The 23979-nt window shown below is 41.1% G+C and carries 20 protein-coding genes; 18 read left to right on the top strand and 2 right to left on the bottom strand.

The genetic code is table 11. The features are described 5' to 3' along the window. The first annotated feature begins 23 nt into the window (after positions 1 to 23). Together KFT32_RS01215 and KFT32_RS01210 are read left to right on the top strand one after the other, a co-directional pair. Positions 24 to 974, top strand: a complete 951-nt coding sequence (locus KFT32_RS01215) for a Gfo/Idh/MocA family protein (protein WP_211745235.1) — start codon at positions 24 to 26, stop codon at positions 972 to 974. 35 nt (positions 975 to 1009) lie between these two features. Then, on the top strand, positions 1010 to 1321 hold the full coding sequence (locus KFT32_RS01210) for a hypothetical protein (RefSeq protein WP_211745233.1): 312 nt from the start codon (positions 1010 to 1012) through the stop codon (positions 1319 to 1321). Here the strand turns inward: KFT32_RS01210 and KFT32_RS01205 are convergent. Further along, positions 1318 to 2139 (bottom strand): AraC family transcriptional regulator, encoded by an 822-nt coding sequence (locus KFT32_RS01205; RefSeq protein ID WP_211745231.1) that lies wholly within the window; start codon positions 2137 to 2139, stop codon positions 1318 to 1320. The genes KFT32_RS01210 and KFT32_RS01205 overlap by 4 nt on opposite strands. A 160-nt stretch (positions 2140 to 2299) precedes the next feature. Between KFT32_RS01205 and KFT32_RS01200 the strand changes: the two genes are divergently transcribed. The 8 genes from KFT32_RS01200 to KFT32_RS01165 all read left to right on the top strand — a co-directional run bounded on the left by KFT32_RS01200 (position 2300) and on the right by KFT32_RS01165 (position 9730). Continuing rightward, the gene (locus KFT32_RS01200; RefSeq protein WP_211745571.1) at positions 2300 to 3388 is read left to right on the top strand and encodes a Gfo/Idh/MocA family protein; all 1089 of its coding nucleotides are present in this window, start codon (positions 2300 to 2302) and stop codon (positions 3386 to 3388) included. Between the two features lie 69 nt (positions 3389 to 3457). Next, positions 3458 to 4228: a sugar phosphate isomerase/epimerase family protein gene (locus KFT32_RS01195; protein ID WP_211745229.1), complete on the top strand. Its 771-nt coding sequence runs from the start codon at positions 3458 to 3460 to the stop codon at positions 4226 to 4228. Continuing rightward, positions 4221 to 5303, top strand: coding sequence for a Gfo/Idh/MocA family protein (locus KFT32_RS01190; protein ID WP_211745227.1), 1083 nt, complete (start codon positions 4221 to 4223; stop codon positions 5301 to 5303). Before KFT32_RS01195 ends, KFT32_RS01190 begins: the two co-directional genes overlap by 8 nt. A gap of 151 nt (positions 5304 to 5454) precedes the next feature. After that, complete coding sequence (locus KFT32_RS01185) at positions 5455 to 6423, top strand: sugar phosphate isomerase/epimerase family protein (protein WP_211745225.1); 969 nt, start codon at positions 5455 to 5457, stop codon at positions 6421 to 6423. Positions 6424 to 6444: 21 nt separating this feature from the next. Next, positions 6445 to 7173 (top strand): ThuA domain-containing protein, encoded by a 729-nt coding sequence (locus KFT32_RS01180; RefSeq protein WP_211745224.1) that lies wholly within the window; start codon positions 6445 to 6447, stop codon positions 7171 to 7173. Between the two features lie 462 nt (positions 7174 to 7635). Further along, positions 7636 to 7953 carry a winged helix-turn-helix transcriptional regulator gene (locus tag KFT32_RS01175; RefSeq protein WP_211745222.1) on the top strand — a complete coding sequence of 106 codons (318 nt, stop codon included), beginning with the start codon at positions 7636 to 7638 and terminating at the stop codon, positions 7951 to 7953. A gap of 148 nt (positions 7954 to 8101) precedes the next feature. Beyond that, on the top strand, positions 8102 to 8827 hold the full coding sequence (locus tag KFT32_RS01170) for a hypothetical protein (RefSeq protein WP_211745220.1): 726 nt from the start codon (positions 8102 to 8104) through the stop codon (positions 8825 to 8827). A 192-nt stretch (positions 8828 to 9019) separates the two neighbouring features. Beyond that, complete coding sequence (locus KFT32_RS01165; protein ID WP_211745218.1) at positions 9020 to 9730, top strand: hypothetical protein; 711 nt, start codon at positions 9020 to 9022, stop codon at positions 9728 to 9730. A 114-nt stretch (positions 9731 to 9844) separates the two neighbouring features. On the opposite strand, the gene KFT32_RS01160 is transcribed toward KFT32_RS01165, so the two are convergent. Then, complete coding sequence (locus KFT32_RS01160) at positions 9845 to 10564, bottom strand: Crp/Fnr family transcriptional regulator (RefSeq protein ID WP_481856289.1); 720 nt, start codon at positions 10562 to 10564, stop codon at positions 9845 to 9847. A 322-nt stretch (positions 10565 to 10886) separates the two neighbouring features. Between KFT32_RS01160 and adhE the strand changes: the two genes are divergently transcribed. The 8 genes from adhE (at position 10887) to KFT32_RS01120 (ending at position 23894) form a co-directional block, all read left to right on the top strand. Continuing rightward, a complete protein-coding gene (gene adhE / locus KFT32_RS01155) occupies positions 10887 to 13499 on the top strand; it encodes a bifunctional acetaldehyde-CoA/alcohol dehydrogenase (protein ID WP_211745214.1) in 2613 nt (870 codons plus the stop codon). Positions 13500 to 13915: 416 nt separating this feature from the next. Continuing rightward, positions 13916 to 16177, top strand: coding sequence for a formate C-acetyltransferase (gene pflB, locus KFT32_RS01150; protein WP_211745212.1), 2262 nt, complete (start codon positions 13916 to 13918; stop codon positions 16175 to 16177). Positions 16178 to 16257: 80 nt separating this feature from the next. Continuing rightward, positions 16258 to 17007, top strand: a complete 750-nt coding sequence (gene pflA / locus KFT32_RS01145) for a pyruvate formate-lyase-activating protein (protein WP_211745570.1) — start codon at positions 16258 to 16260, stop codon at positions 17005 to 17007. 195 nt (positions 17008 to 17202) lie between these two features. Then, positions 17203 to 18588 (top strand): ABC transporter substrate-binding protein, encoded by a 1386-nt coding sequence (locus tag KFT32_RS01140; RefSeq protein ID WP_211745210.1) that lies wholly within the window; start codon positions 17203 to 17205, stop codon positions 18586 to 18588. 121 nt (positions 18589 to 18709) lie between these two features. Then, positions 18710 to 19594 (top strand): carbohydrate ABC transporter permease, encoded by an 885-nt coding sequence (locus KFT32_RS01135; RefSeq protein ID WP_211745208.1) that lies wholly within the window; start codon positions 18710 to 18712, stop codon positions 19592 to 19594. Between the two features lies 1 nt (position 19595). Next, a complete protein-coding gene (locus tag KFT32_RS01130; protein WP_211745206.1) occupies positions 19596 to 20423 on the top strand; it encodes a carbohydrate ABC transporter permease in 828 nt (275 codons plus the stop codon). Between the two features lie 40 nt (positions 20424 to 20463). Continuing rightward, the gene (locus KFT32_RS01125; RefSeq protein ID WP_211745205.1) at positions 20464 to 22290 is read left to right on the top strand and encodes a cache domain-containing sensor histidine kinase; all 1827 of its coding nucleotides are present in this window, start codon (positions 20464 to 20466) and stop codon (positions 22288 to 22290) included. Further along, the gene (locus tag KFT32_RS01120) at positions 22287 to 23894 is read left to right on the top strand and encodes a response regulator (protein ID WP_211745204.1); all 1608 of its coding nucleotides are present in this window, start codon (positions 22287 to 22289) and stop codon (positions 23892 to 23894) included. Before KFT32_RS01125 ends, KFT32_RS01120 begins: the two co-directional genes overlap by 4 nt. The last annotated feature ends 85 nt before the right edge of the window (positions 23895 to 23979 follow it).

Genomic DNA, 23979 nt, shown 5'->3' with positions numbered 1-23979 from the left:
AAGTATGAAGTGAGGGATACAATATGAACAGATCAGAACGAATCAGGGTTGCATTAATCGGGCTTGGAGATATTGCAAGAAAAGTGTATTTGCCCATTTTATCGGTGCATCCAAGGGTTGAAATCGTAGGTGTAATGAATCGTTCTATGAACAAGGTTGAGGAAGTGATGCAACTCTATCGAATTTCTAAAGGGACGACTTCCATAAAAGAACTGCTTGGCTGGGAAATAGATGCTGTGTTTATACATAGTGCCACTGAATCACATCATGAATTAGTTATGGCTTGTATAGAGCAAGGAATTGCTGTTTATGTAGACAAACCGTTATCCTACGATCTGAAGGAATCGATTGAAATGGCTGCATTTGCAGAATCCATGAATATACTACTGGCAGTAGGTTTTAATCGCAGATTTGCTCCACTTTATAGAGATGCTAAGTCATGGATTACCGAAAAAGGAGCCATCGAGCACATTTCCTTAAGCAAACATCGAAGCAAGCTCAGTACTGATTCTGCTCGTGTCACGGTTTATGATGACTTTATTCATATGATCGATACGTTGCTTTGGCTTAGCGGAGAAGATTACGAACTAGTCTCACACCAGCTGCACTCAAGTCCAGGTGGAAGTCTGCTGCAAGGACATGGACAGATCCGGTTTGGAGAAAAGAACGAAGGGTTTGGTACAATCTCCACGATTCGTTTTGCTGGAGCTGATCTTGAAAGAGTAGAACTTCATGGACAGGGCCGAACTACGATTGTAGAACAAATGGAAACGGCGAAGAGATGGGAACCCGGTAGAGGGGAAACTATTATTACTTGCGGCAATTGGGATTCCATTGTAAAACGGAGAGGGTTCGTTCAGACGGTGGAGCATTTTCTGGATCATATCGATAAGGATCAGGAGCTATGCGAATTGCATGCTGCTCACTTGCTGGCAAGTCATGAACTGGCAGAACAATTACTTATTAAAACATAACTTCATATAAAAGAAGTAAAACAGGGGGTATTTTTATGGATCATAAAACAAGAGAAGAACAAATTATTGAAAGTTACAGACAAGACGAGGATATGATGATTCTTGTGTTTGCCCAATGGTGCGTAAACAATGGACAAGACCCGGAAGAACTTTACCGGCAAGCTTACCCCGATCAAAAACATAATGAAAGACTCCAGCATGTGCTAAGTCTCGTTGTTCCGAAGGAAGAAGCAGGGGAGATTGGTGATGATACGCTTCTCGGCGTCTTGTCTTTGTATGGCAATGAAGATCTAGCGTTCGTTGTGACCGAGGTTATCGCGAATCGTGAGAACAAACAGACGAATTAGAGTAGCTGTTCCCGGTGAATGGAACGAAATTCTCTAGGTGCCATGCCATATTTCGAGCGAAATACCCGGTGAAAATAAGTATAGCTATTGAATCCGCAGGATTCAGCGATATGTTCAAGTGGCATGGGACTAAAAACAATACGTTCCCGTGCCATGTTAAGCCGGACATCCATCGTATACTGCATAATGCTGGTATCAAATGCTTCCTTAAACAAATGAACGGCTCGGGAAACACTGACACCTACACTAGATGCGACATCTTCTAGTTTGAAAAGAGTTGAGGCATTTTCCACAATATAATTTTTTATCTGAAAGGCTAGATAACCGTTTTGTGTGGAAGTAGGTTGCTCCGATAGGAGTCGATCGATCTCCAGACACAATATCCGCATGTAGTAACTCGGTATTTCTGGGTATGGGTTGGCGATCCGGCGCTGTTCAAGAACGATTTGACGGAATAAAGTAAGTAAACTTTCTGTTAACTCCACCTTGATCAGTGTTGGTCGCTTTTTTTTATTCCACCAATCATCGATCCATTGTCCATTAAAAAAGATATGATAATCCCCGCTTTCTACGAGGATATCCCCCACCTTATTCTCTTCATTATCAATTTTCAGTTCATACGGCTCAGTAGGATGATATAAAAGAAGATCTCCGGATTCGATAAAAGTAAGTTTACCATCTACTTTTGCACGGCAACGGCCATCTGTTTGCAACCGCAATAAATAGTTTTTGACTCCGTCTGGCTGTGAAACATAGTAAGGTTTACGATGAAATGAGAAGCCTGCTGTAAGAACCTGGCAGGTTTGTTCTACTGACATAAGTTAAATCTCCTTGGACGAAAAAATTATGACCAGATTGTTCATGTTTTTATCATATACTTCATTTTAATTTAAAAATAGATCGAATACTATAGAACCATGATTTAAGAGTTATATTTCCAAAGACCAATACGTCAGAGGAGTGACACCACTCGTGGAAATGAAAAAAATGAAAACAGGCATTATCGGGTGTGGTAACATCAGCAGTATTTATCTTACCAACCTGAAGAAAAGCCCTGTGATTGAAGTCGTGGCGGTTGCTGACCTGATTATGGAGCGCGCCGAGGCAAGGGCAACTGAATTCAGTATAGAAAACGTTTACACGGTAGACGAAATGCTGAACAATGAAGAAATTGAACTGATTTTAAATTTGACGGTACCCGGCAGCCATGCCTTAACCAATATTGCTGCTCTGCAAGCAGGAAAGCATGTTTATGGTGAAAAGCCATTTACGGTTTCGCTTGAAGACGGTCGTAAGGTACTGGAACTTGCGGAAGAAAAAGGACTTTATGTAGGATGTTCACCTGATACATTTATGGGTTCAGGTATTCAAACTTCGATTCATGCCATCGCTAGTGGTTTAATCGGGACTCCCGTTTCTGCTACTGCATTTTTTATGGGCGACGGGCCTGAATCATGGCATCCTGATCCAGAGTTCTTTTATGCTTCCGGTGGCGGACCGATGCTTGATATGGGACCGTATTATTTAACGGCCTTAGTCAAAATCCTTGGGCCAATTCGAAGAATTAGTGCTTCGACAGGAATTCAAATCCCTGATCGTGTCATTGGTTCTGGACCAAAACAAGGACAGAAGCTTCAGGTACAGACACCGACGCATCTGGCAGGAACCATTGATTTTGAAAATGGGGTAATTGGAACGATGATTGCGAGCTTTGATATTCGCGCAGGCTCCAATTTGCCGCTGATCGAAATTCATGGTACGGCAGGTACACTTCAGGTTCCGGATCCTAACTTCTTTAATGGAGATGTAAAGCTAAGAAAGCATGGTTCAGAAGAATGGGAAATCGTACAGCCTGTATTCACGAGTGAACAGAATGAGCGTGGTTTAGGTATAAACCAAATGGTGGAAGCCATTCGCAATCAGGCACCTGCTGAGGCAAGTGGACAGCTCGGTTATCATGTTCTCGAAGCAATGCATGCATTCGAACGCTCCTCATTGGAAGGAAGACATGTGATTTTAGAAAGTACTTTACACGACCCTAAAGTTGAACAGGTAGTAGCGGAATAAACCGAAGAGACATCCGAAATAGTTTCTAAGCAGTCTTAATAACGAATCCATCAGAAGAGGTGACTCATTATGTTAAAACTCGGACTTCAAATGTACACACTGCGCGATTTATTGGAACAAGACTTCAAAGGCACTTTGGCTAAAGTAGCGGAACTGGGATATCAAGGAGTGGAATTCCATCACTTTTACGGATATTCTGCCGAAGAAGTCAAATCATTGCTTGATGAGCTTGGGCTTGAAGTCGTGGGTACTCATGTACAGTACGATAGCTTGGTAAACGATTTTGATAATGTAGTTGCTTACCACAAAGCAATCGGTAACCGCAATATTGTCGTTCCTTATCTGTCTGAAGAGCAGCGGAGTGACTGGAATGCAATCTTCACAAATCTTAAGGAGATTGGTAATAAGCTGAAGCAACAAGATATGGTGCTTCTATATCATAACCATGATTTCGAACTTACGGAGAAAATAAACGGCAAAACAGCACTCGATACGATGTACGACACGCTACCTGAAACAGAGTTGCTGGCTGAACTTGATACTTGTTGGATTCATTATGCAGGATATAATCCGGCTGAATATATCGCAGCTTACGCTGGGCGCCTTCCGATTGTTCACTGGAAAGATGTAAAACGTAAAGAAGATGGAAGTCCGTTGACCGTTGAGCTTGGTCAAGGAGAAGTGAATGTGGCAGCAGTTGGGGATGCAGCTGATAAAGCGGGAGTGGAATGGATCGTTGTTGAACAGGACATTTGTACAAATCCTCCATTACAGAGCATTGAAACTAGCTTGAATTGGGTCAAAGAATACGTGAAAAACGGAGGAAAAGTAAATGTCTAAAACAGTAAAAGTAGCTATTATCGGTTGCGGAGGTATCGCAAACGGTAAACATATGCCATCTCTATCCAAACAAAAAAATGCAGAAATGGTTGCATTCTGCGACATTGAACAGTCTCGCGCAGAAGAAGCAGCTGCGAAGTATGGTGCAGAAGGCGCTAAAGTATATACGGACTATCATGAACTATTAAAAGATGGATCTATCGATGTTGTGCACGTATGTACCCCTAATGATTCTCATTCACCTATCACCGTTGCTGCACTTGAAGCCGGTAAGCATGTTATGTGTGAGAAGCCAATGGCTAAAACAACGGAACAAGCTCGTGAAATGGTTGAAGCAGCAAAACGTACTGGTAAAAAACTGTCTATTGCTTATCAAAACCGTTTCCGTAACGACAGTCTGTATCTGAAGCAGCTCATAGAAGAAGGAGATCTAGGGGATATTTACTACGGTAAAGCGATTGCACTTCGTCGCCGCGGTGTTCCAACTTGGGGTGTATTCTTGGATGAAGAGAAACAAGGTGGGGGACCACTGATTGATATCGGTACACACGCACTCGACCTGACTTTATGGCTGATGGACAATTACAAACCGAAAAGTGTTATGGGTTCCGTGTTCCACAAACTTAGTGATCGTGAAAATGCAGCGAACGCATTTGGTCCTTGGGATACGGAAGCGTTTAAAGTAGAAGATTCTGCGTTTGGATTTGTAACGATGGAGAACGGTGCAACGATTCAGGTGGAAGCAAGTTGGGCGCTGAATATTGTAGAACAAGGAGAAGCTCAAACGCTTCTCGCAGGTACTGAAGGCGGAGCTGATATGAAAAATGGCCTTCGTTTGAACGGTGAGAAACTAAGCAGACTTTATGATCAAAACATTGACCTGAACGCTGGGGGCGTTGCTTTCTACTCAGGAGAAAGCGAAACAGAGGCCGATCGTGAAGCTAGAATGTGGATCGAAGCTGTGCTTGAAGATAAAGAACCACTGGTGAAACCGGAACAAGCTATCGTAGTTACTCAAATTCTTGAAGCTATTTATGAATCTGCACGTACAGGTAAAGCGGTGTACTTCGACTAATATCAATGATCATAGAAACAAGCAACGAGGGTAATAGAGAATAGAAGCCCAAAGGTAGAAATCGTGAGTTAACGATAATTACGAGAACTGCGAAGGGCTTTCTATACCCAGCTTGAAACGTAGTTAATATGGATACAGGAGGGAATTCGTTATGAAATTAGGAGTATTTGCCGTATTATTCGGCGGTAGAAAATTTGAAGATGCACTCGACTACATTGCTTCCCAAGGGCTCGGAGCCATTGAAATTGGAACAGGCGGACATCCAGGAGATTCACACTGTAAACCAGTAGAACTTCTGGAGAATGAGACAAAACTGAAAGAATTCAAAAAAGCAGTGGAATCTCGGGGATTAATCATCAGTGCATTAAGTTGCCACGGTAATCCGCTTCACCCTCAAAAAGACATTGCAAAAAAATTCCATGATGATTTCGTGAATACGGTAAAACTTGCCGAAAAACTCGAAGTACCTGTCGTGAATACATTCTCAGGTCTCCCAGGTGATCACGAGGATGCTAAATATCCGAACTGGCCTGTAGCACCTTGGCCAAATGATTTCCAAGAAGTATTGAAATGGCAATGGGAGAATAAACTGATACCATACTGGACGGAACAGGGTAAATTTGCTTCCGATCACAACGTGAAAGTTGGTCTTGAACTTCATGGTGGTTTCTCAGTTCACACACCTGCAACTCTGCTTCGTTTACGTGAACGAGCTGGGGAAGCTATTGGTGCAAACCTTGACCCATCTCATATGTGGTGGCAAGGTATTGATCCTGTAGAAGCTGTTAAAATTTTGGGTCGTGAAGGTGCGATTCACCACTTCCATGCCAAAGATACAACGGTAGATCCGGTGAACGTAAATATGTATGGTCTAACGGATATGCAGGATTATACGAATATGCAAACTCGTGCTTGGCAGTTCCGTACCGTTGGATATGGTCATGACATGAAAACTTGGGCAGATATCATCAGTGCTCTGAGACTTGTAGGATACGATTACGTTGTAAGCATTGAGCATGAAGATGGCTTAATGTCCGTTGAGGAAGGTTTTTCAAAAGCCGTTCACAATCTCAAGCAGGTATTGATTGAAGAACCTCTTGGCGATATGTGGTGGGTGTAAACATTTTAGGGGGAAATAAAAATGATTAACGTCACGATTTGGAATGAATTTGTCCATGAGAAAATTCATGATGAGGTTAGAGAAGTTTATCCAGAAGGGATTCACAAAGTAATTGCGGATGGATTGGCTGGAGAAGGTTATGCGATCCGTACCGCTACGCTCGATCAACCTGAACATGGATTGTCCGATGACATTCTGAATACAACAGATGTATTGATCTGGTGGGGCCATATGGCACATGACAGAGTTAGCGACGAGATCGTAAGCAAGGTAGTGAAGCGTGTACTGGATGGAATGGGCTTTGTTGTACTTCACTCCGGTCATTTCTCCAAACCTTTTAAAGCCCTGATGGGTACTTCTTGTGATCTCAAGTGGCGTGAAGCAAATGAGCAAGAAATTATTTGGTGCGTGAATCCAAGCCATCCGATCGCGGAAGGAATTGAGAGTCACATCATTTTGGAACATGAAGAGATGTACGGTGAGTTTTTTGATATTCCAACTCCAGATGAGCTTGTTTTCTTGAGTAATTTTGCTGGTGGAGAAGTATTTAGAAGTGGATGTACCTTTAAAAGAGGGGAAGGAAAAATCTTCTACTTCCGTCCAGGTCATGAAACACATCCAACTTACTATAACCCACAAGTAATGAAGGTAATTAGCAACTCCATTAAATGGGCTTACCCTATCCATCATACCAAACCTGTATATGGTAATAGCCAGCCGATAAGACCGCTTGGAGATATTCTTGTATAGCACTTGTAACTTTATTAGTAAAATAGACTGCCATATTTGGCAGTCTATTTTTGATGATTTATGAAATGTTCTATAGCAAAAACAAGTAGTTATACGAAGTGGAACGTGCTATAATGGAGTTATCAGGAAAGGAGGTGCGTCAACATATCTAGTACTATGTTGAACGTATTCCTTACCCGATCCAGAAGTGTTTAATTAAGTTATATAAATACTTCTGGAGGCGCGGGATACGGATCATAAGCTTGAGTAGCGCCACGGGTAGAAGGGCCGTCTAAGGACGGCCTTTTTTAATGACTTTTCAAATGAGGTTAAATATGTTCCATAATGGGTAATCTTTGTAAAAAGGTTCGTTTATAGCCTATTTTTAATATTTCGTTTTCTTTCAGGTTAAAATATGTTATTATGAAATATACTAACTTATAGTAAGTTGTTTTTCACGGAATTATTAAAGAGGTGAATATTATGGAAGGTCAACATCTAAAGATGTGTCCACGATTTGAAACGGCCTTTTCGTTTTTAGGGAAAAGATGGAATGGGCTTATTATTAGAACATTGATGGATGGTCCTAAACGGTTTAAAGATATCTCGAATCTCATTCCACAGATGAGTGATAAAATGCTATCTGAACGGATGAAGGATTTAGAAAGTGAAGGAATATTGACGCGTCATGTTTATCCAGAAACCCCTGTACGCATTGAATATGAACTCACTGAAAAAGGGAAAGCATTAGAACCAGTAATGGCACAAATACAAAATTGGGCAGAAGAATGGATCGATTAGTAAAAGCAAGGTGTGCTCTTTAAAACTCTTTATTTTCCTTACGAAAATAAGGAGTTTTTTTGTCCAAAGAAGTGGTCCTTGCACCTCTGGGCGGATTTCGTAGTATAATTTCAAAAAGGCCGATTATGGCGTAGGGAGGCTGATTCACTTGAATAAAATTGTCGTATCCCGCAAAGTCAATTACGAAAAGCAAGAAGTTGACGAGCTCGAACGTGCATCCTTACAAGTTCAGTCGATCTATGACAGAGCAGCCACCATGGTAAAACAATTTTACTTCTCCTCAGACGCGAATCATTCGAAAGCTGTACGACAGCTCCCTCGCACTTATTTCCAGAAATGGATAAATACAACGAGTGGATGGAAATATGTAGGGAGTGAGTACGACCCAGGAAGCCCAGAGAATGTAGTTACGAATACGGAAGTGAAATCGGATACAAGCATCTTTTGTTCCAATAAGCTTTCAACCTTACTTTCTGAGCATGGAAAGCCGATCACTTCGTTTATCAGTTTGTTTCTGCAGGCGATCATCTGGTCTCAATATGAAGAAATTCGATTGTTCCATCCTTTTCTCGGTGCAGATAGCTTCTTTTCCGAAGATGAGATGGATATTATCGCCGCTTACTTTGTACCTACGTACTTCTCTGAACAACCCTTATCTAGTAGCGGTAAATCGTATCGAAAACGAAACATAACAATCCCTGTGTATCAGGAGGATTTACACCCTTCTTCCGTCATTTTTGATGCGGATGCGAGTAGGGTAGAAGGACGCTTAACAACAGGAGTATATATTTCTGAACAACAGTTTAAAGGACTCGGGCCCTATTTTAAGAGTATGTCTGGGAACCGGATCTATATGCAAGCTGCTGTCCAGTAGTTGAATAGAAGGAATCATTTCAAGCACACGAAGCCCCTTATGGGGCTTTTTTCGTTATAAGTTGAATTGAAGGTATGGATAATAGTATGCTAGAGTTATGAGTTTGAAGAATTCTGTAAAATTATAGTAATTATATTACGTTACAGTATAATCGCTCGTAGACTGAGGCAAAAAAAGTAAGGCGGTGTTAGCATGAAAGTGCGAAATCCAATTACATTTCCAGCTATCATTCTACTGGTGCTAGTAATGTTGATAACGGGATGCAGCGCATGGAACCAGGATATAGGTGCAGCCGAAGAGGGAACACCCGGTGAGGTTACAATGGATGTGGTGGGTGGTTCTTTTGTACCGTCCATTAATCAATCCTTACAAATTCGTTATGATGAAGGATTGACTATCTATGAGGTTCTTGATCGCGTTGCGGGTTTATCGAAGGAAACGAATCAGATCATTTCAGTAGGTTCTATTATCCTTGATGATACCCTAAAGTGGAAAGTAAAAAGAAATGATAAGGAAGTAAGCAACGATGAATGGGGACAATCCTTAAATGATAAGGATTCAATTGAACTGTCCATTGTACCCGCTACACCGATAGATACAAGTCAAAAAGACGGTTCAGCCGTTACTCTCATGTTAAATGGGGGACCGAATAATCCAGATTTACGAACAACAATAGCCAGGCTGTATGATCCGACACTAACAGTAAGAGATCTTCTAATGAGTACGGATTCCGTCCAATTGTCGGATAATCAAAAATACCTTCAATCGATAGAAGGGTATACTCCTCGAATTTCGGAGAAATGGGTTATGAAGGTGAATAACAAAGAACTTGTAGAACAGGGACTTGATATGATATTAAATCCAGGGGATAAAGTTCAGGTTGAAATCGGAGATCGGGAGTAGCTATTTAATGTTGTACATCCTTTATTAGTAATCAGAGATAGGTAAACAGAGATAATCTATTCGCATAAAAACAAAAACCGGCCTTCCGTTTGGGAAGACCGGTTTTGTTTTTATTTAAATACGGCAAATTTCAACTGGACATTGTTCACATCGGCAAATCTCACGAAGTGTACTTAGCTCTTTGATGATAATGAACCCACCATCATAAGCAAGAGCTCCTTTTTTTCGTAGGTCCCCGAGCATGCGGTTCACACTCTCTCTCGTAGCTCCAATCATATTCGAGAGGTCGGTATGGGTCATTTTTTTATTGATTCGAATACTTCCGTCTGCTTGTTCTTGTCCGTAAGTATTGCCAAGACGAATGAGAGTTGAGCAGAGGGCACCTTGCTTCCCATACATCATGAGATCACGGAATTTAGTTTGTGTAATTCGGTGATAAATTCCCATCCATTTCATGAAATCAAGTGCAAAGTCACCATATAGACCAATTAACATTTCCAGATCAGTCGTTTCAATAATGCCAACTTCGCTTTCTTCAAGAACTTCTGCTGAGAAACTATGTCTGCTTGAAAAGAATGGATCCGCATGACCTGTCATATCCCCATCCTGATGAATATACATGATCAGTTCTTTTCCTTCATCCGTTGATTTGGTTACTTTAATTCGACCCTTTTTTATATAGAAGAGTTTGTCTGCTGCATCTCCTTCCCAGAAAAGATGAGATCCTTGGGGGAAAGTTCGATCCTTCATAGATTCAAAAAGTCGATCCAAATTTTCCTTGGAGAAGCAGTTGGTGTTACCCTCTGTTTTTTCTAATAATGTGGTGTTCGTCATCATCAATTCCCCCTAGCTGTTATCGTAAAATTAATCTCGTGTCTTAGATTACTAAGATCTATAAATGTGATTTAGGTCTCTGAATACCTCAAGTATATACCCGTGAATATGATTTTTGGGCGCAGAAGAAAGGCAAAGTGTGACGAAATTATAAACTTTGTGATTCATTTCACTAAAGGAGAATATCACAACAAAACTTTGTGAATCAATTCACATAATATGTGAAAATAATCACAAACTTTAATTATGATTCATGATACGATGTTCTCGTAGAAAAGAGAGAAACAAAATTTATATACATTTTGGTAGGAGGATGAATCACATGGCTGTTAAAAATGAACAGGTAACAAAGGAAAGGACTGCCAAGGATTACATTAACGAAATCGTACTAAAAGGAAAAAAAGCTCTCGAATCATTTATGGAACTAGATCAAGCAGCTATTGACCGTATTGTTCAGGCAATGGCACTTGCTGGGCTAGATAAACACATGCATCTTGCAAAACTAGCTGTAGAAGAAACAGGACGCGGTGTTTATGAAGACAAGATTATTAAAAATATTTTCGCTACAGAATACGTCTATAACGGAATTAAATATGATAAAACAGTCGGTGTCATTGAAGACAACGAATTTGAAAATTGTCAAAAGATTGCTGAACCTGTCGGAGTCATCATGGGGATCACCCCAGTAACGAATCCAACATCAACAACCATGTTTAAAGCATTAATCGCTATCAAAACACGTAACCCAATTATTTTCGGTTTCCATCCATCTGCACAAAATTCAAGCCGTGAAGCAGCCCGGATTTTGAGAGATGCAGCCATTAAAGAAGGAGCTCCAGCGGATTGTATCCAGTGGATTGAAGAACCTTCCATGGACAAAACAAATGAACTGATGAATCACCCTGACATTGCACTGATCCTTGCTACAGGCGGTGGTGCCATGGTAAAAGCAGCATACAGCTGTGGTAAACCAGCTCTTGGTGTAGGGCCAGGGAATGTTCCGTGCTTCATAGAAAAAACGGCTGACCTGAAGCAAGCGGTTAACGATCTCATCTTATCCAAGTCTTTTGATAACGGTATGATCTGTGCTTCCGAGCAAGCAGTAATTATCGAAGAACCCGTATACAATGAAGTGAAAAAATTGTTAATTGATAATGGATGTTATTTTGTAACGAAAGAAGAAACAGCAAAACTGACTGCAGGAACGATTCAGGCTGATAAATGTGCAGTTAATCCTAAAATTGTAGGACAGTCCGCGATGAAGATTGCACAAATGTGTGGTATTCATGTTCCAGAAGGAACAAAAATCCTGATCGCAGAACTCGATGGTGTCGGAACGAAATTCCCGCTTTCTGCAGAGAAACTTAGCCCAGTCCTTGCTTGCTACAAAGTGAAAACAGCAGATCAAGGGATTGAACGTGCAGCAGAAGTTGTTGCTTTTGGCGGAATGGGGCACTCTTCGGTTATCCACTCTAACAATGATGAAGTAATCAACCGTTTTGCAGATCGTTTGCAAACTTGCCGTATTCTTGTGAACTCGCCATCTACCCATGGTGCAATCGGTGATATTTACAATACCAATATACCTTCCCTTACGCTCGGCTGTGGCTCGTATGGACGCAATTCTACTTCTTCCAACGTAACCGCAGTGAATCTAATTAACGTAAAAAGGGTGGCGCGTAGAACTGTGAATATGCAATGGTTTAAAGTTCCGAATAAAGTGTACTTTGAAAAAGGTGCTACTCAGTATCTTGCCAAAATGCCGGATATTTCTCGTATTCTCATTGTCACTGACCCGATGATGGTAAAACTAGGCTATGTTGAAAAAGTGGAACATTATCTACGCCAGCGCCGTGTACCTGTTGCCATTGAAGTGTTCTCTGATGTAGAGCCAGATCCATCGACTACTACAGTAGATCGTGGTACGGAATTGATGAACCAATTCCAACCTGACTGCATTATTGCCCTTGGCGGTGGTTCACCAATGGATGCAGCAAAAGCGATGTGGCTGTTCTATGAGTACCCAGATACAAGTTTCCAAAACCTGAAACAAAAATTTATGGATATTCGCAAAAGAATATACAAATACCCACGTCTTGGCCAAAAAGCTAAATTTGTTGCTATTCCTACAACATCGGGTACAGGTTCTGAAGTAACTTCGTTTGCTGTAATTACAGACAAAAACAACGGTAATACGAAATATCCTTTAGCCGATTATGAGCTTACACCAGATGTGGCCATTGTGGATCCTGAGTTCGTATATAGTTTGCCTAAAACGGCAGTCGCTGATACAGGAATGGATGTACTTACCCATGCGATCGAAGCTTATGTCTCGGTTATGGCAAATGACTATACAGACGGACTTGCAATTAAAGCAATTCAGCTTGTATTTGAATATCTCGAAGCATCCGCACTCACCGCAGATAAACTGGCCAGAGAAAAAATGCACAACGCTTCGACTATCGCAGGTATGGCGTTTGCGAATGCATTCCTTGGAATCAACCATTCCCTTGCTCACAAATGGGGAGGACAGTACCACACCGCTCACGGACGTACGAATGCGATCCTAATGCCGCACGTCATCCGTTATAATGCGAAAAAACCGACAAAATTTGCTTCTTTCCCGAAATATTCGCATTTTGTAGCTGACCAGCGCTATGCTGAGATCGCAAGAATTCTGGGCTTGCCAGCAAGTACGACAGAGGAAGGGGTAGATAGCCTCATCCAAGCGATCCGCGATATGAATAAAAAACTGGGCATTCCGGAAACGTTTCAGGAGCTTGGTTTTGATGCCAAAGATTTTGAATCTCGTGTAGATTATTTAGCAGATCGTGCGTTTGAAGATCAATGTACAACAGCGAATCCAAAACTACCTCTAGTGACTGAGCTTGCTGATGTCTATCGCAATGCCTTCTACGGAAATTTCGATAAATAAAATGAAGAGAGCCGAGCTGAGGAGGGAATTATCCCTTACAGCTCGGCTTTTTTTATTGTTAGTTAGGGAGTTATAGCTCGCTTGTTATCTTATTCAAGTGTGCGACTATAACAGGAAATATGAAATAGGATAACAGTTTCTACTTTGTGATTATTATCACAGAGTAGGTGTGAGATATGTTCTATAATTTGAATTGTAAAGCAGTTCCATGAATGGTCACTTCCCTTGTAAAGTGAAGAGAAGGGGTTTTAACAAACAAGGTAGTGAAAAATGTCACATAATGAATTGATAGTAATAACAGCTCTACAGAAATAAGAAGTACAGCTTTCATGGAATGAATTCGGACCAGGCCCTTCCTTCACGCCTTGTCCTCTCAATGAGTCCAGATCAAACCACAAATTATTGGAGGGATTACCATGGCGGTAACCGAAAAAGAAGTGCAAAGTGTACAGAATGGTTGGAGAAACTTCCAGTCAGGAAAATGGACAAAAGAAGTAAACGTAAATAACTTTTTAGAGAAAAATCTGAAGCCTTATGAAGGTAATGAAAGCTTTCTGACTGGGGCAACTGACAATACAAAAGCACTTTGGGAGATCATTATGGATCTTACCAAAAAAGAAAGAGAAAACGGTGGAGTTCTGGATGTTGATGTAAATACACCTTCAACAATTGTATCTCATCAACCTGGATATCTTGATAAAGAAAAAGAACAAATCGTAGGTGTACAGACTGACGCTCCTTTCAAACGCTCCATTCAGCCTTTCGGCGGTATCCGCATGATGGTTGATGCTTGTAAAGCATATGGGTTTGAACTTCCGCAAGAAATTATCGATATGTTCACTACCATCCGAAAAACACATAACCAAGGGGTATTTGATGCTTATACTTCTGATATGAGAAATGCCCGTAAAGCAGGGATTATCACAGGTTTGCCAGATGCTTACGGCCGTGGACGTATCATTGGTGATTATCGTAGAGCAGCCTTGTACGGTATTGATTTCCTAATTAAAGATAAAAAGAGAGAACTAAATGAGCTTGAAGTTGATGTCATTGATGAAGATATCATTCGCCTTCGTGAAGAACTTTCCGAACAAATTAGAGCTCTGCAAGAACTGAAACAACTGGGCGATATGCATGGATTTGATATCTCAGCTCCAGCACGTAATGCAAAAGAAGCTTTCCAATGGGTATACTTCGCATACCTTGCAGCAATTAAAGAACAAAATGGTGCGGCAATGTCGCTTGGCCGTGTATCTTCTTTCCTAGATATCTACATTGAACGTGATTTGGCAGAAGGAACACTTACAGAACAAGAAGCACAAGAGCTTGTAGACCATTTTGTAATGAAACTCAGAATTGTTAAATTCCTGCGCACACCTGATTATAATGAACTGTTCAGTGGGGACCCAACTTGGGTTACTGAGTCCATTGGTGGCATGGGTATGGACGGAAGAACACGCGTAACGAAAAACAGCTTCCGTTTCCTTCATACATTGTATAACCTCGGCGCAGCTCCAGAACCGAACCTTACTGTACTTTGGTCTGAACAACTGCCAGAAGGATTCAAGAAATACTGTGCTAAAGTTTCCATCGAAACAAGCTCCATTCAATATGAAAATGATGATCTGATGCGTCCGATTTACGGTGACGACTATGGTATTGCTTGCTGCGTATCCGCGATGCGAATTGGTAAACAAATGCAGTTCTTCGGTGCACGTGCAAACCTTGCCAAAGCTCTTCTGTACGCAATCAATGGTGGTGTCGATGAGAAATTAGGCATGCAAATTGGACCTGAATATCCTGCAATTACATCTGACGTACTGAATTACGATGAAGTTATGAAACGCTTTAAACCGATGATGGAATGGCTCGCTAAACTCTACATGAACACACTCAATGTAATTCACTATATGCATGATAAATACAGCTACGAGCGTATTGAAATGGCACTGCACGATCGTGACATTTTGCGCACCATGGCTTGCGGTATTGCCGGTTTGTCGGTTGCAGCGGATTCCTTGAGTGCCATTAAATATGCTAAAGTACGTCCGATTCGTGACGAGCGCGGAATTGCCGTTGATTTCGAAATCGAAGGGGAATTCCCTTGCTACGGTAACAATGATGATCGCGTAGACCAAATTGCTGTCGAACTGGTTGAATCTTTCATGACCATGATTCGTAAACACAAAGCTTATCGCAATGCGATGCCTACACAATCTGTTCTTACGATTACATCTAATGTCGTGTACGGTAAGAAAACAGGAACTACCCCAGATGGACGGAAAGCTGGCGAGCCATTTGCACCAGGTGCGAACCCAATGCACGGACGTGATAAAAAAGGTGCACTTGCAAGTCTTAGCTCTGTAGCGAAACTGCCGTATGAACACAGTTTGGATGGTATCTCTAATACGTTCTCTATTGTTCCAAAAGCTTTGGGTAAAGAAGAAGAGATTCAAAAAACAAACCTGACTTCCATGATGGACGGATATTTTGGCAGCGGGGCACATCACCTGAACGTCAACGTCTTTAACCGCGAGCAACTGATTGACGCCATGGAGCATCCAGAAGACTATCCACAGCTTACGGTTCGTGTATCCGGTTATGCAGTTAACTTCATTAAACTGACGAGAGAACAACAGCTGGATGTCATTAACCGTACGTTCCACGGAAGTATGTAAGAAACAACGAAAATAGACGTAACTAAAGTAATCTCTACAAAATGAACGCACAAGCGGGTGCGTGGAAGGATGATGAAATGATGATAAAAGGACATGTTCATTCATTGGAAACTTTCGGCACTGTCGATGGACCAGGCATCCGCTTTGTGCTCTTTATGCAAGGTTGCCTTCTCAAGTGCCAGTATTGTCATAATCCCGATACTTGGGCACTAGATGGCGGAAAGACGATGACGCTGGAAGAGGTATTAAGTGAGATCGAGCCATACTTGAATTACTATAAATCTTCTGGTGGCGGCCTGACTGTCTCCGGAGGAGAACCGACGCTTCAAGCAGGGTTTGTAGCGAGTCTTTTTCAAGAAGTGAAAAAACGCTGGAATCTTCATACTACGCTAGATAGTAACGGATTCAATGATACGAAGCGTATAGAAGAATTACTTGATGCAACCGATTTGGTCCTTCTTGATCTCAAGCATATCAATGATGAGAAGCATAAAGTACTGACCGGAAAATCCAATGAACGGATGCTGGAGACTGCGCACTGGCTATCTGATCATGGTAAAAAAATGTGGATTAGACATGTATTTGTTCCCGGAATTCACGATGATGAAGAAGATTTGCGAAATTTGGGACGGTTTATTGGGACCTTGAATGGTGTCGAAAAATTTGAGATTTTGCCTTATCATCAAATGGGTGTTTATAAGTGGGAACTTTTGGGTAAACAATATCCACTAGAGGGAGTTCCTTCTCCTACACAAGAAGAAGTGGACCGCGCTTATCGTTTCATTGAAGAAGGCCGTATGGAATCTATGAAAGTCAAAATATCTTGTTAGTTCATTTATTTTGTCAAATAAGTTGAAATCTCCTTTCTAACATTAGAAGGGAGATTTTTTTGTTTTTCGATGATTTTATCCCTCCATTACTAAAATGTAGTCCTTACGGACTAATCAAAAAGTTTTTATAATGAAAATTGTAAAGCGGATGTAAATTTCATCCATTACACAGGAATCTAAGGGGAGGGTCACAAGATGTTGAAGAAAAAGTTTGGTTCTATGATGTCTATTATGCTTGCTGCATCACTAACTCTGGCCGCGTGTAGTAGTGGTAGTGGTACAGAAAAAACTCCAGCTGCTGATCCGGGCACTTCGGGGGAAACACCACCAGCTGCTTCTACTGAACCATTTGAAATGACTCTGCGTCATACGCAAGTTGGGGCTGACAAGCAAAAACGTTTGGCCATCTTGCAAGATGTAATCAAAAAAGTTGAAGAAGAAGTTCAAGGAGCATCCTTTACACTGGATGGTGTGGACTCAGATGTAAACCGTAAAGAAAAACTGCGTGGTGAAATGGCTGCAGGAAATCCACCAGATATCTTCGATCTTTTCGGAAGTCCGGATGCCAAAGTATATGCTAAAGAAGGAATGCTACTTAACTTGACTCCAATTCTGGATGAACTCGGCATCTCCGACAAATTCTCATCTCTAGATCCGTTTACATATGAAGGAAACGTTTACGGTCTTCCAATCGGTGGTTCCGGTGAAGGATTCTTCTATAACAAAGAGTACTATGATTCCAAAGGATGGAAAGCGCCTACAACATTTGCTGAGCTTGAGCAACAGCTTGCAGATATTAAAGCAGATGGCAAAGTACCTCTAGCTGGTGCTTCCAAAGCGGGTTGGGTACCTCTGATGCTGGCAAACCATTTATGGTCCCGTTACGCTGGTTCTGATGTGACGAATAAATTTGCAACTGGTGAAGCGAAATGGACTGATCCAGCAGTTGTTAGCTCTTTCGCGAAGTATCAAGAGTGGGTTAACAATGGATACTTCAAAAAAGGTGAGCTTGGATTCGAATACGCTGAATACACAACTCAGTTCACAAGTGGTGAAGCAATCCTTATGTATGACGGAACTTGGAAATCTTCTGTATTTAAAGAAGGTCAATCCGGTGAAGGTTTGATTGGCAAAGTTGGTTTCTTTAACCTTCCTGCAATCGAAGGTGGCGTAGGTGACCAAACTTCTCTCATGCGTGACGTAAACAACGGTTATGGTTTTGCAGCTTCTGTAGCTGATGATCCACAAAAACTAGCAGCTGTGAAATCTTTTATCAAAAATCTTTACAATGAAGAGATGCAAATCAGAGGGCTCGTAGAGGATGGCGTTCTGCCTGCTATGAAGTTTGATGAAGAAGTTCTTACGAAAAACATTAACGACGATCTTACGAAAGAAATTGTAGCAGTTCTAAATGCTTCAGAAACTTCCTTCCCGGCATTTGATTCTCTTGTTCAGGCTGATGTAACTACCGAAATCAGTAACATTCAAATTCAAAAACTGATTGGTGGTCAAACAACTCCTGAAAAAATGGCAGAAGATCTGCAAAAAGTTCAGGAAGAAGCAAACTCAGCAGCTGAATAATAGATTGATAACAAAGGGCTACGTACCCCGGACGGCGTCCGGGGTATTTTTTCTACTCTTTCATCTAGGTATTAAAGCAACATAGGATAACCATTATGGGCTCGTTTATTGGAGGTTCAGCATGAACAAATCACTTCGTAATCCACTTGTTTACACACTATTTATTTTACCAGCGTTACTTTTGTTCGTTCTGTTTTTCATTTACCCGATTTTTAGTTCGATCTATTACAGTTTTACAAGCTGGAATGGAGTATCTGCAAACCCTAAGTTTATTGGATTTGACAATTATACAAAAGCTTTCGGAGATGAACGGTTCTGGGAGTCTGCTAAGAACAACGGATGGTTTATCGTATTTTCTTGTTTTATTCAGGTACCACTCATTGTCTTTTTCTCTCTACTCATCGCAAACGTTAAGAAATTAAAAGGTTTATACAAAACAGCAGTATTCTTACCTTCTATTATGTCAACTGCCGTTATCGGAATCTTGTGGGGCTTTATTTATGAACCTAACATTGGATTGCTGAACAAGATATTGGGCCTTTTCGGAATCGATCCGCTGTACTGGTTATCAGACGAGAAGTATGCAATGTTTTCGATCCTGTTAACGAATGCATGGCAATGGACTGGGTTCTACATCATTATGGTGCTTGCAGCAATCTTGGCCATACCGCGTGATCTGGACGAAGCAGCTGAAATTGACGGTGCAACTCGTCTTCAAAGAGCGCTCAACATTACTCTTCCGCTAATCAAACCGATTATCTCGGTAGTTATTATGTTATCTATTGCAGGTGCTATGAAGGCAGCTGATATCGTTATCGTTATGACCAAAGGTGGACCAGCAGGTTCAACGGATGTCCTTGCAACATACATGATTAAATATGCAATCACGAACTTCAAATATGGTTATGGTAACACCATCGCTGTACTCATCTTTATCTTTACATTGATTCTGACGGCTCTTTATCAGCTACTCGTAGCTCGCCGTAGTGAAAGGATTGAATACTGATATGACACAACTAAAAAAATCAATCCCTCATATCTTTTTGCTAGGGTATCTGCTCGTCATTCTGTTTCCATTTTTATTCGTTATTTTCTCTTCTGTTAAGAAAGATAATAACGAAATCGCACTGAATCCGTTTGGAATTCCGAAAGAGTTTGTATTTAACAACTATGTAGAAGCATGGGTTAATGCGAAGATAGGCACTTATTTTATTAATAGTATGTATATCTCCATTTTGGCTTCCATCGTTTCAATTTTGCTTGGTGCGATGTTTGCTTTTGCAGTAACACGCATGAAGCATGGCAAATGGAATGTAGCATTCTTCAGTCTTATTCTTGTAGGTATGCTTATCCCGAATAACTCTCTTATGCTGCCTATCTATCTATTAGTACGGAAAATGAATATTCTGGATACGCATCTAGCACTGATCATTCCTTACATCGCGAATGCACTGCCGTTTACCATCATTATTCTTGCTGCATTCATGCGATCGTTACCTAGTGAAATCGAAGAAGCAGCGGTTATGGACGGGTTGAGGGCTCCTGGAATTTTTGCTAAAATAGTGTTACCTCTTACCATTCCTGCCATTGTTACCGTATTCATTGTTAACTTCCTCGGTAACTGGAATGAGTTCTTGCTTGCCAACTATTTCTTATCTACGGATTCTCTTCGTACGCTTCCTGTAGGGATGGTTCAGTTCCGAGATCAATACCAAATGAACTACGCCCAAATGTCTGCAGGTATTGTATATAGTGTCGTTCCAGTTATTATCATTTATGCGATTTTACAAGAACAAATCATTGAAGGCGTAACAGCGGGCAGCGTTAAGGGCTGATCCTAATATACGTAAAGATGCACACAGGGAGAAATGCCAAATGAACCTTCGAATGAAACTATATATGGCGTTTCTTGCCTTAATTGTAATTCCAATGTGTGCAATGGGAATAGGTACTTTTCTAGTTACTTCTCATACAATTGAGAAAAAGTATAGTGAGCAGGCTGAGTATTCGCTTAAATCTATCAGTTACAGTATTGAGAACGTGTTTCGTGAAATGAATAATGTAACCGATAATGGTATCGCAACCTCTGTCTTTCATATGGCTCTTACGGCGGATAATCCTGTGAATCTCGGAGAAGGAGATCAATTGTCCCTGAACGCGAGTCAGCGGAATTTTCGCAGCCTGCTCTATAACTATCCGGCGATCAGTTATGCTTTTCTTTATAACCTTCAACCATCGCCTGGAAACCGCATTGTTTCCATTTTTACTAAAGAAAACTTCAATACGTTGCCTTTTGAACAATTTAAAAAGCACTCCTTATATGATGAAGTGATAAAACTGAATGGGGTTCCGAGGTGGATTGCACCACTTGAATATCCAGAATTTACAGGAAGCGAACCTGTATTTACACAAATCAGATTGATTAAAGAATTAAGTTTCTTTCAAAACATAGGAATTCTTGTAGTCCAAATTCAAAACTGGGAAATTGATCGAATTTTTCGGAATCTTAGTATGAGTGGTGCTCAAGATACTGATTTCATGATGGTGAATGACGACGGGCTTATCGTTTATGATCCATCAAAGACTTATCAGGGGCAGCGTATGTCAGAACTGATGAAACAGGATCAACCTTTTTCCAAAGGGTACGATAGTTTCAAATCAAGGTTTGATGGCAAGGAAAGTATTGTTTCCTCTTATCAGATGAAGGATTCTCCTTGGCATCTGGTATCTGTCACGTCCTGGAAGTCATTGTCTCAGGAAACAACCGCCTTGGCCAAGTGGTATGTCATTATCATTTTAGCTTGTTTGCTCGCCGCACTCATGTTTAACATTCTGTTCATGAACCGAATTACGGGTACCATAGCCGTACTTGTTCGATTTATGCGAAGAGTGGAAAGTGGTGACTTTAGCGCTAGAGTGGAAGGTAAAGGTTATGATGAAATGCAACTACTAGCTCAGGGATTTAATGACCTGATGGATAAAATAAGCGGTTTATTCTCCAGAGTGAAGGCAGAACAAATGCAAAAAACAAGTGCAGAACTGAGAGTGCTTCAAGCACAGATCAAACCTCACTTTTTATTCAATACACTCGAATCGATTAACGGTCTTGCACTTCGTGGTGAAGGTCGCAAGGTCAGTGAGATGGTGACGAGGCTCGGCAGTATTTTACGGATTAGTATTCAGGATAAAGAAGAAATCACGATTAAAGAAGAAGTGAAGCATCTTAAGAGTTATCTTGAGATTCAAAAGTATCGTTTTCCAGACCTGTTTGAATACGATATTGATATCCCTTATGGGCTCGAATCTTTTCCGATTCTGAAACTTACGCTGCAACCGCTGGTGGAAAATAGTATACAGCATGGTTTTGAAGGAATCGATTATAAGGGTCAAATTAAGGTCAGTGCATGGGAAGAAATGGGGAAAGTTGTTTTGCAAGTAGAGGACAACGGACTTGGTATGGATAATGAAGTTTTGAACCGTTTCGAATACATGCTAAAAGAATCAGCCGAATGGTCTGAACATCAAGCCAAATTAAATAGTCCTGTTATGTCAGAAAGACGCGGGCTCGGTGTAAGAAGTGTAGCAGATCGTATTCGTATCCAATACGGGGATCATTATGGAATTTTCATCTGTTCTTCAAAAGGTTATGGAACTGCCATCCGATGTATATTGCCCAAAAACGAGTGGGGGGATAGACCATGAATCTGAATGTATTGCTTGTTGACGATGAACAACCGATTCTGGATAACCTGACTGAATTTATTTCCTGGGAAACATTAGGGATAGAAATTGCCGGTACCGCGCGAACAGGCAGCGAAGCACTTGAACTTGTTGCTCATTATGATCCTGACTTAATACTATGTGATATTCGTATGCCAATAATGGATGGGCTGACTTTCATAAAGCAGTATCGTGACCAGGGTGGGAATGGCGAAATATTGCTGCTAACTGGTTATCAAGAGTTTGAATATGCAAGGCTTGCTCTCCAACAAGGAGTTAAGGAGTACATATGCAAGCCTATCGATTATATAGAGTTGGAACAAACCATCGGCCAGTTGGCTGAGAATATTCAGGCAAGGAAAATGAAGGAGCAGGAAGGCTCTCAACAACAAGAGCAGATGAGTAACTGGATCAGACGGAAATGGTTGCTTGAATTGCTTCTTGGGGAGTCTGAAAGTCCCAATCCATGTGTTCCACAGTCTGGTACAGATGAGGAGAAAAGTCTTTACACACTTATATTACTGGATGCACAAGATTACTTCCGAAGAGCTATGTTTTGGAGTGATCAGGAACGTAAAATTTGGCACGAAAATGTCCGTGAGGCATTGGAAAAGAAACTCGCAAGTCTTGTACCTCCAGGTATTGTCATTCAGACGAGAGAAGGTGAATGGTGTATCGTCATTGAGCATCGTTCTCTATTCGATAAAATCAGACGAGACACCATTCAAGAGCGAATGAGCGAGTTAAAACAAACATTTGAAGAAGAAGCTGGTATGCACGTACGTTTATATTCCGAGGGAGAAGAAGTTGTCTTCTCATTGCTTGCGGAACAGTACCTAAAAGCACAACAGGCGGTGATGCTTGTGGAACAGCCGGAACATCTTACCCTACGTAAAGATTTGTCTATAGAAGAGGACGACTGGATGTCCCGTGCTTGGTCAGATCGATTGACACTTGGAATAAGACATCAAAATAAAAATGAAATTTTGAACATTTTACAACAGTTGTACAACGTTATTTGTCAGAACTCGAACGGTCTTTCGGGAAAGGCAGTAAAATATTTTCATTATGTTGTTGTTCATATGTTGCGCGAAATGCATGAAATGCGTGTGTTGAAACCAGAAGCTGAAGAAAAAATATGGAATGTGATGCTTCAGCCTCTTACATTAAGAGAATTTTATGAACTCGCTCTGACATTGGCAGAAGCTTGTGGTGAAGAGCAACCAAGAAGATCGGCAGGTTCCCTTGTATCTTCCGCTAAAGATTATATTGCTTCTCGGCTAGATCAGGATCTGGGGATTGAGGAAATGGCAGATCAGCTGAATATTAGCCCTAGCTATTTTTGCCAGCTGTTCAAAAGTCACTTTGGAGTAACATTTGTGGAATATATTACGAAAGAAAGAATGGAAACAGCAAAGAAATTACTTGCTAGCACAGATCGCAGTATTGCTTCTATTGGTGCTTCTGTTGGATACAGAGAACGCCGTTATTTCTCTAAGGTATTCCACAAACATTACGGTATGAAACCTTCAGAATATCGTGAGATGATGGTTGCTAATGCAGAAATGCCCACACTAATAAATTAATGTAAAGAATGATAAAACAACAAAAACAGCACTCTTTGATGTGAAGATTCATGTCAAAGAAGTGCTGTTTTTGTTCATTCATGAT

It is taken from the genome of Paenibacillus sp. Marseille-Q4541 (assembly GCF_018310695.1).
GTDB lineage: Bacteria > Bacillota > Bacilli > Paenibacillales > Paenibacillaceae > Paenibacillus.
Note: the sequence above shows the minus strand (reverse complement) of the source record. Positions and strands in the feature narration are given on the sequence as shown.

Excerpts from the sequence above, each read along its gene's own strand:
- KFT32_RS01165 (WP_211745218.1), top strand. The coding sequence starts at position 9,020 with ATGAAAGTGCGAAATCCAATTACATTTCCAGCTATCATTCTACTGGTG.
- KFT32_RS01175 (WP_211745222.1), top strand. The coding sequence starts at position 7,636 with ATGGAAGGTCAACATCTAAAGATGTGTCCACGATTTGAAACGGCCTTT.
- adhE (WP_211745214.1), top strand. The coding sequence starts at position 10,887 with ATGGCTGTTAAAAATGAACAGGTAACAAAGGAAAGGACTGCCAAGGAT.
- KFT32_RS01185 (WP_211745225.1), top strand. The coding sequence starts at position 5,455 with ATGAAATTAGGAGTATTTGCCGTATTATTCGGCGGTAGAAAATTTGAA.
- KFT32_RS01200 (WP_211745571.1), top strand. The coding sequence starts at position 2,300 with ATGAAAAAAATGAAAACAGGCATTATCGGGTGTGGTAACATCAGCAGT.
- pflB (WP_211745212.1), top strand. The coding sequence starts at position 13,916 with ATGGCGGTAACCGAAAAAGAAGTGCAAAGTGTACAGAATGGTTGGAGA.
- KFT32_RS01135 (WP_211745208.1), top strand. The coding sequence starts at position 18,710 with ATGAACAAATCACTTCGTAATCCACTTGTTTACACACTATTTATTTTA.
- KFT32_RS01210 (WP_211745233.1), top strand. The coding sequence starts at position 1,010 with ATGGATCATAAAACAAGAGAAGAACAAATTATTGAAAGTTACAGACAA.
- KFT32_RS01205 (WP_211745231.1), bottom strand. The coding sequence starts at position 2,139 with ATGTCAGTAGAACAAACCTGCCAGGTTCTTACAGCAGGCTTCTCATTT.
- KFT32_RS01125 (WP_211745205.1), top strand. The coding sequence starts at position 20,464 with ATGAACCTTCGAATGAAACTATATATGGCGTTTCTTGCCTTAATTGTA.
- KFT32_RS01140 (WP_211745210.1), top strand. The coding sequence starts at position 17,203 with ATGTTGAAGAAAAAGTTTGGTTCTATGATGTCTATTATGCTTGCTGCA.
- KFT32_RS01190 (WP_211745227.1), top strand. The coding sequence starts at position 4,221 with ATGTCTAAAACAGTAAAAGTAGCTATTATCGGTTGCGGAGGTATCGCA.
- KFT32_RS01180 (WP_211745224.1), top strand. The coding sequence starts at position 6,445 with ATGATTAACGTCACGATTTGGAATGAATTTGTCCATGAGAAAATTCAT.
- KFT32_RS01215 (WP_211745235.1), top strand. The coding sequence starts at position 24 with ATGAACAGATCAGAACGAATCAGGGTTGCATTAATCGGGCTTGGAGAT.
- KFT32_RS01160 (WP_481856289.1), bottom strand. The coding sequence starts at position 10,564 with ATGACGAACACCACATTATTAGAAAAAACAGAGGGTAACACCAACTGC.
- KFT32_RS01120 (WP_211745204.1), top strand. The coding sequence starts at position 22,287 with ATGAATCTGAATGTATTGCTTGTTGACGATGAACAACCGATTCTGGAT.
- KFT32_RS01130 (WP_211745206.1), top strand. The coding sequence starts at position 19,596 with ATGACACAACTAAAAAAATCAATCCCTCATATCTTTTTGCTAGGGTAT.
- KFT32_RS01195 (WP_211745229.1), top strand. The coding sequence starts at position 3,458 with ATGTTAAAACTCGGACTTCAAATGTACACACTGCGCGATTTATTGGAA.
- pflA (WP_211745570.1), top strand. The coding sequence starts at position 16,258 with ATGATAAAAGGACATGTTCATTCATTGGAAACTTTCGGCACTGTCGAT.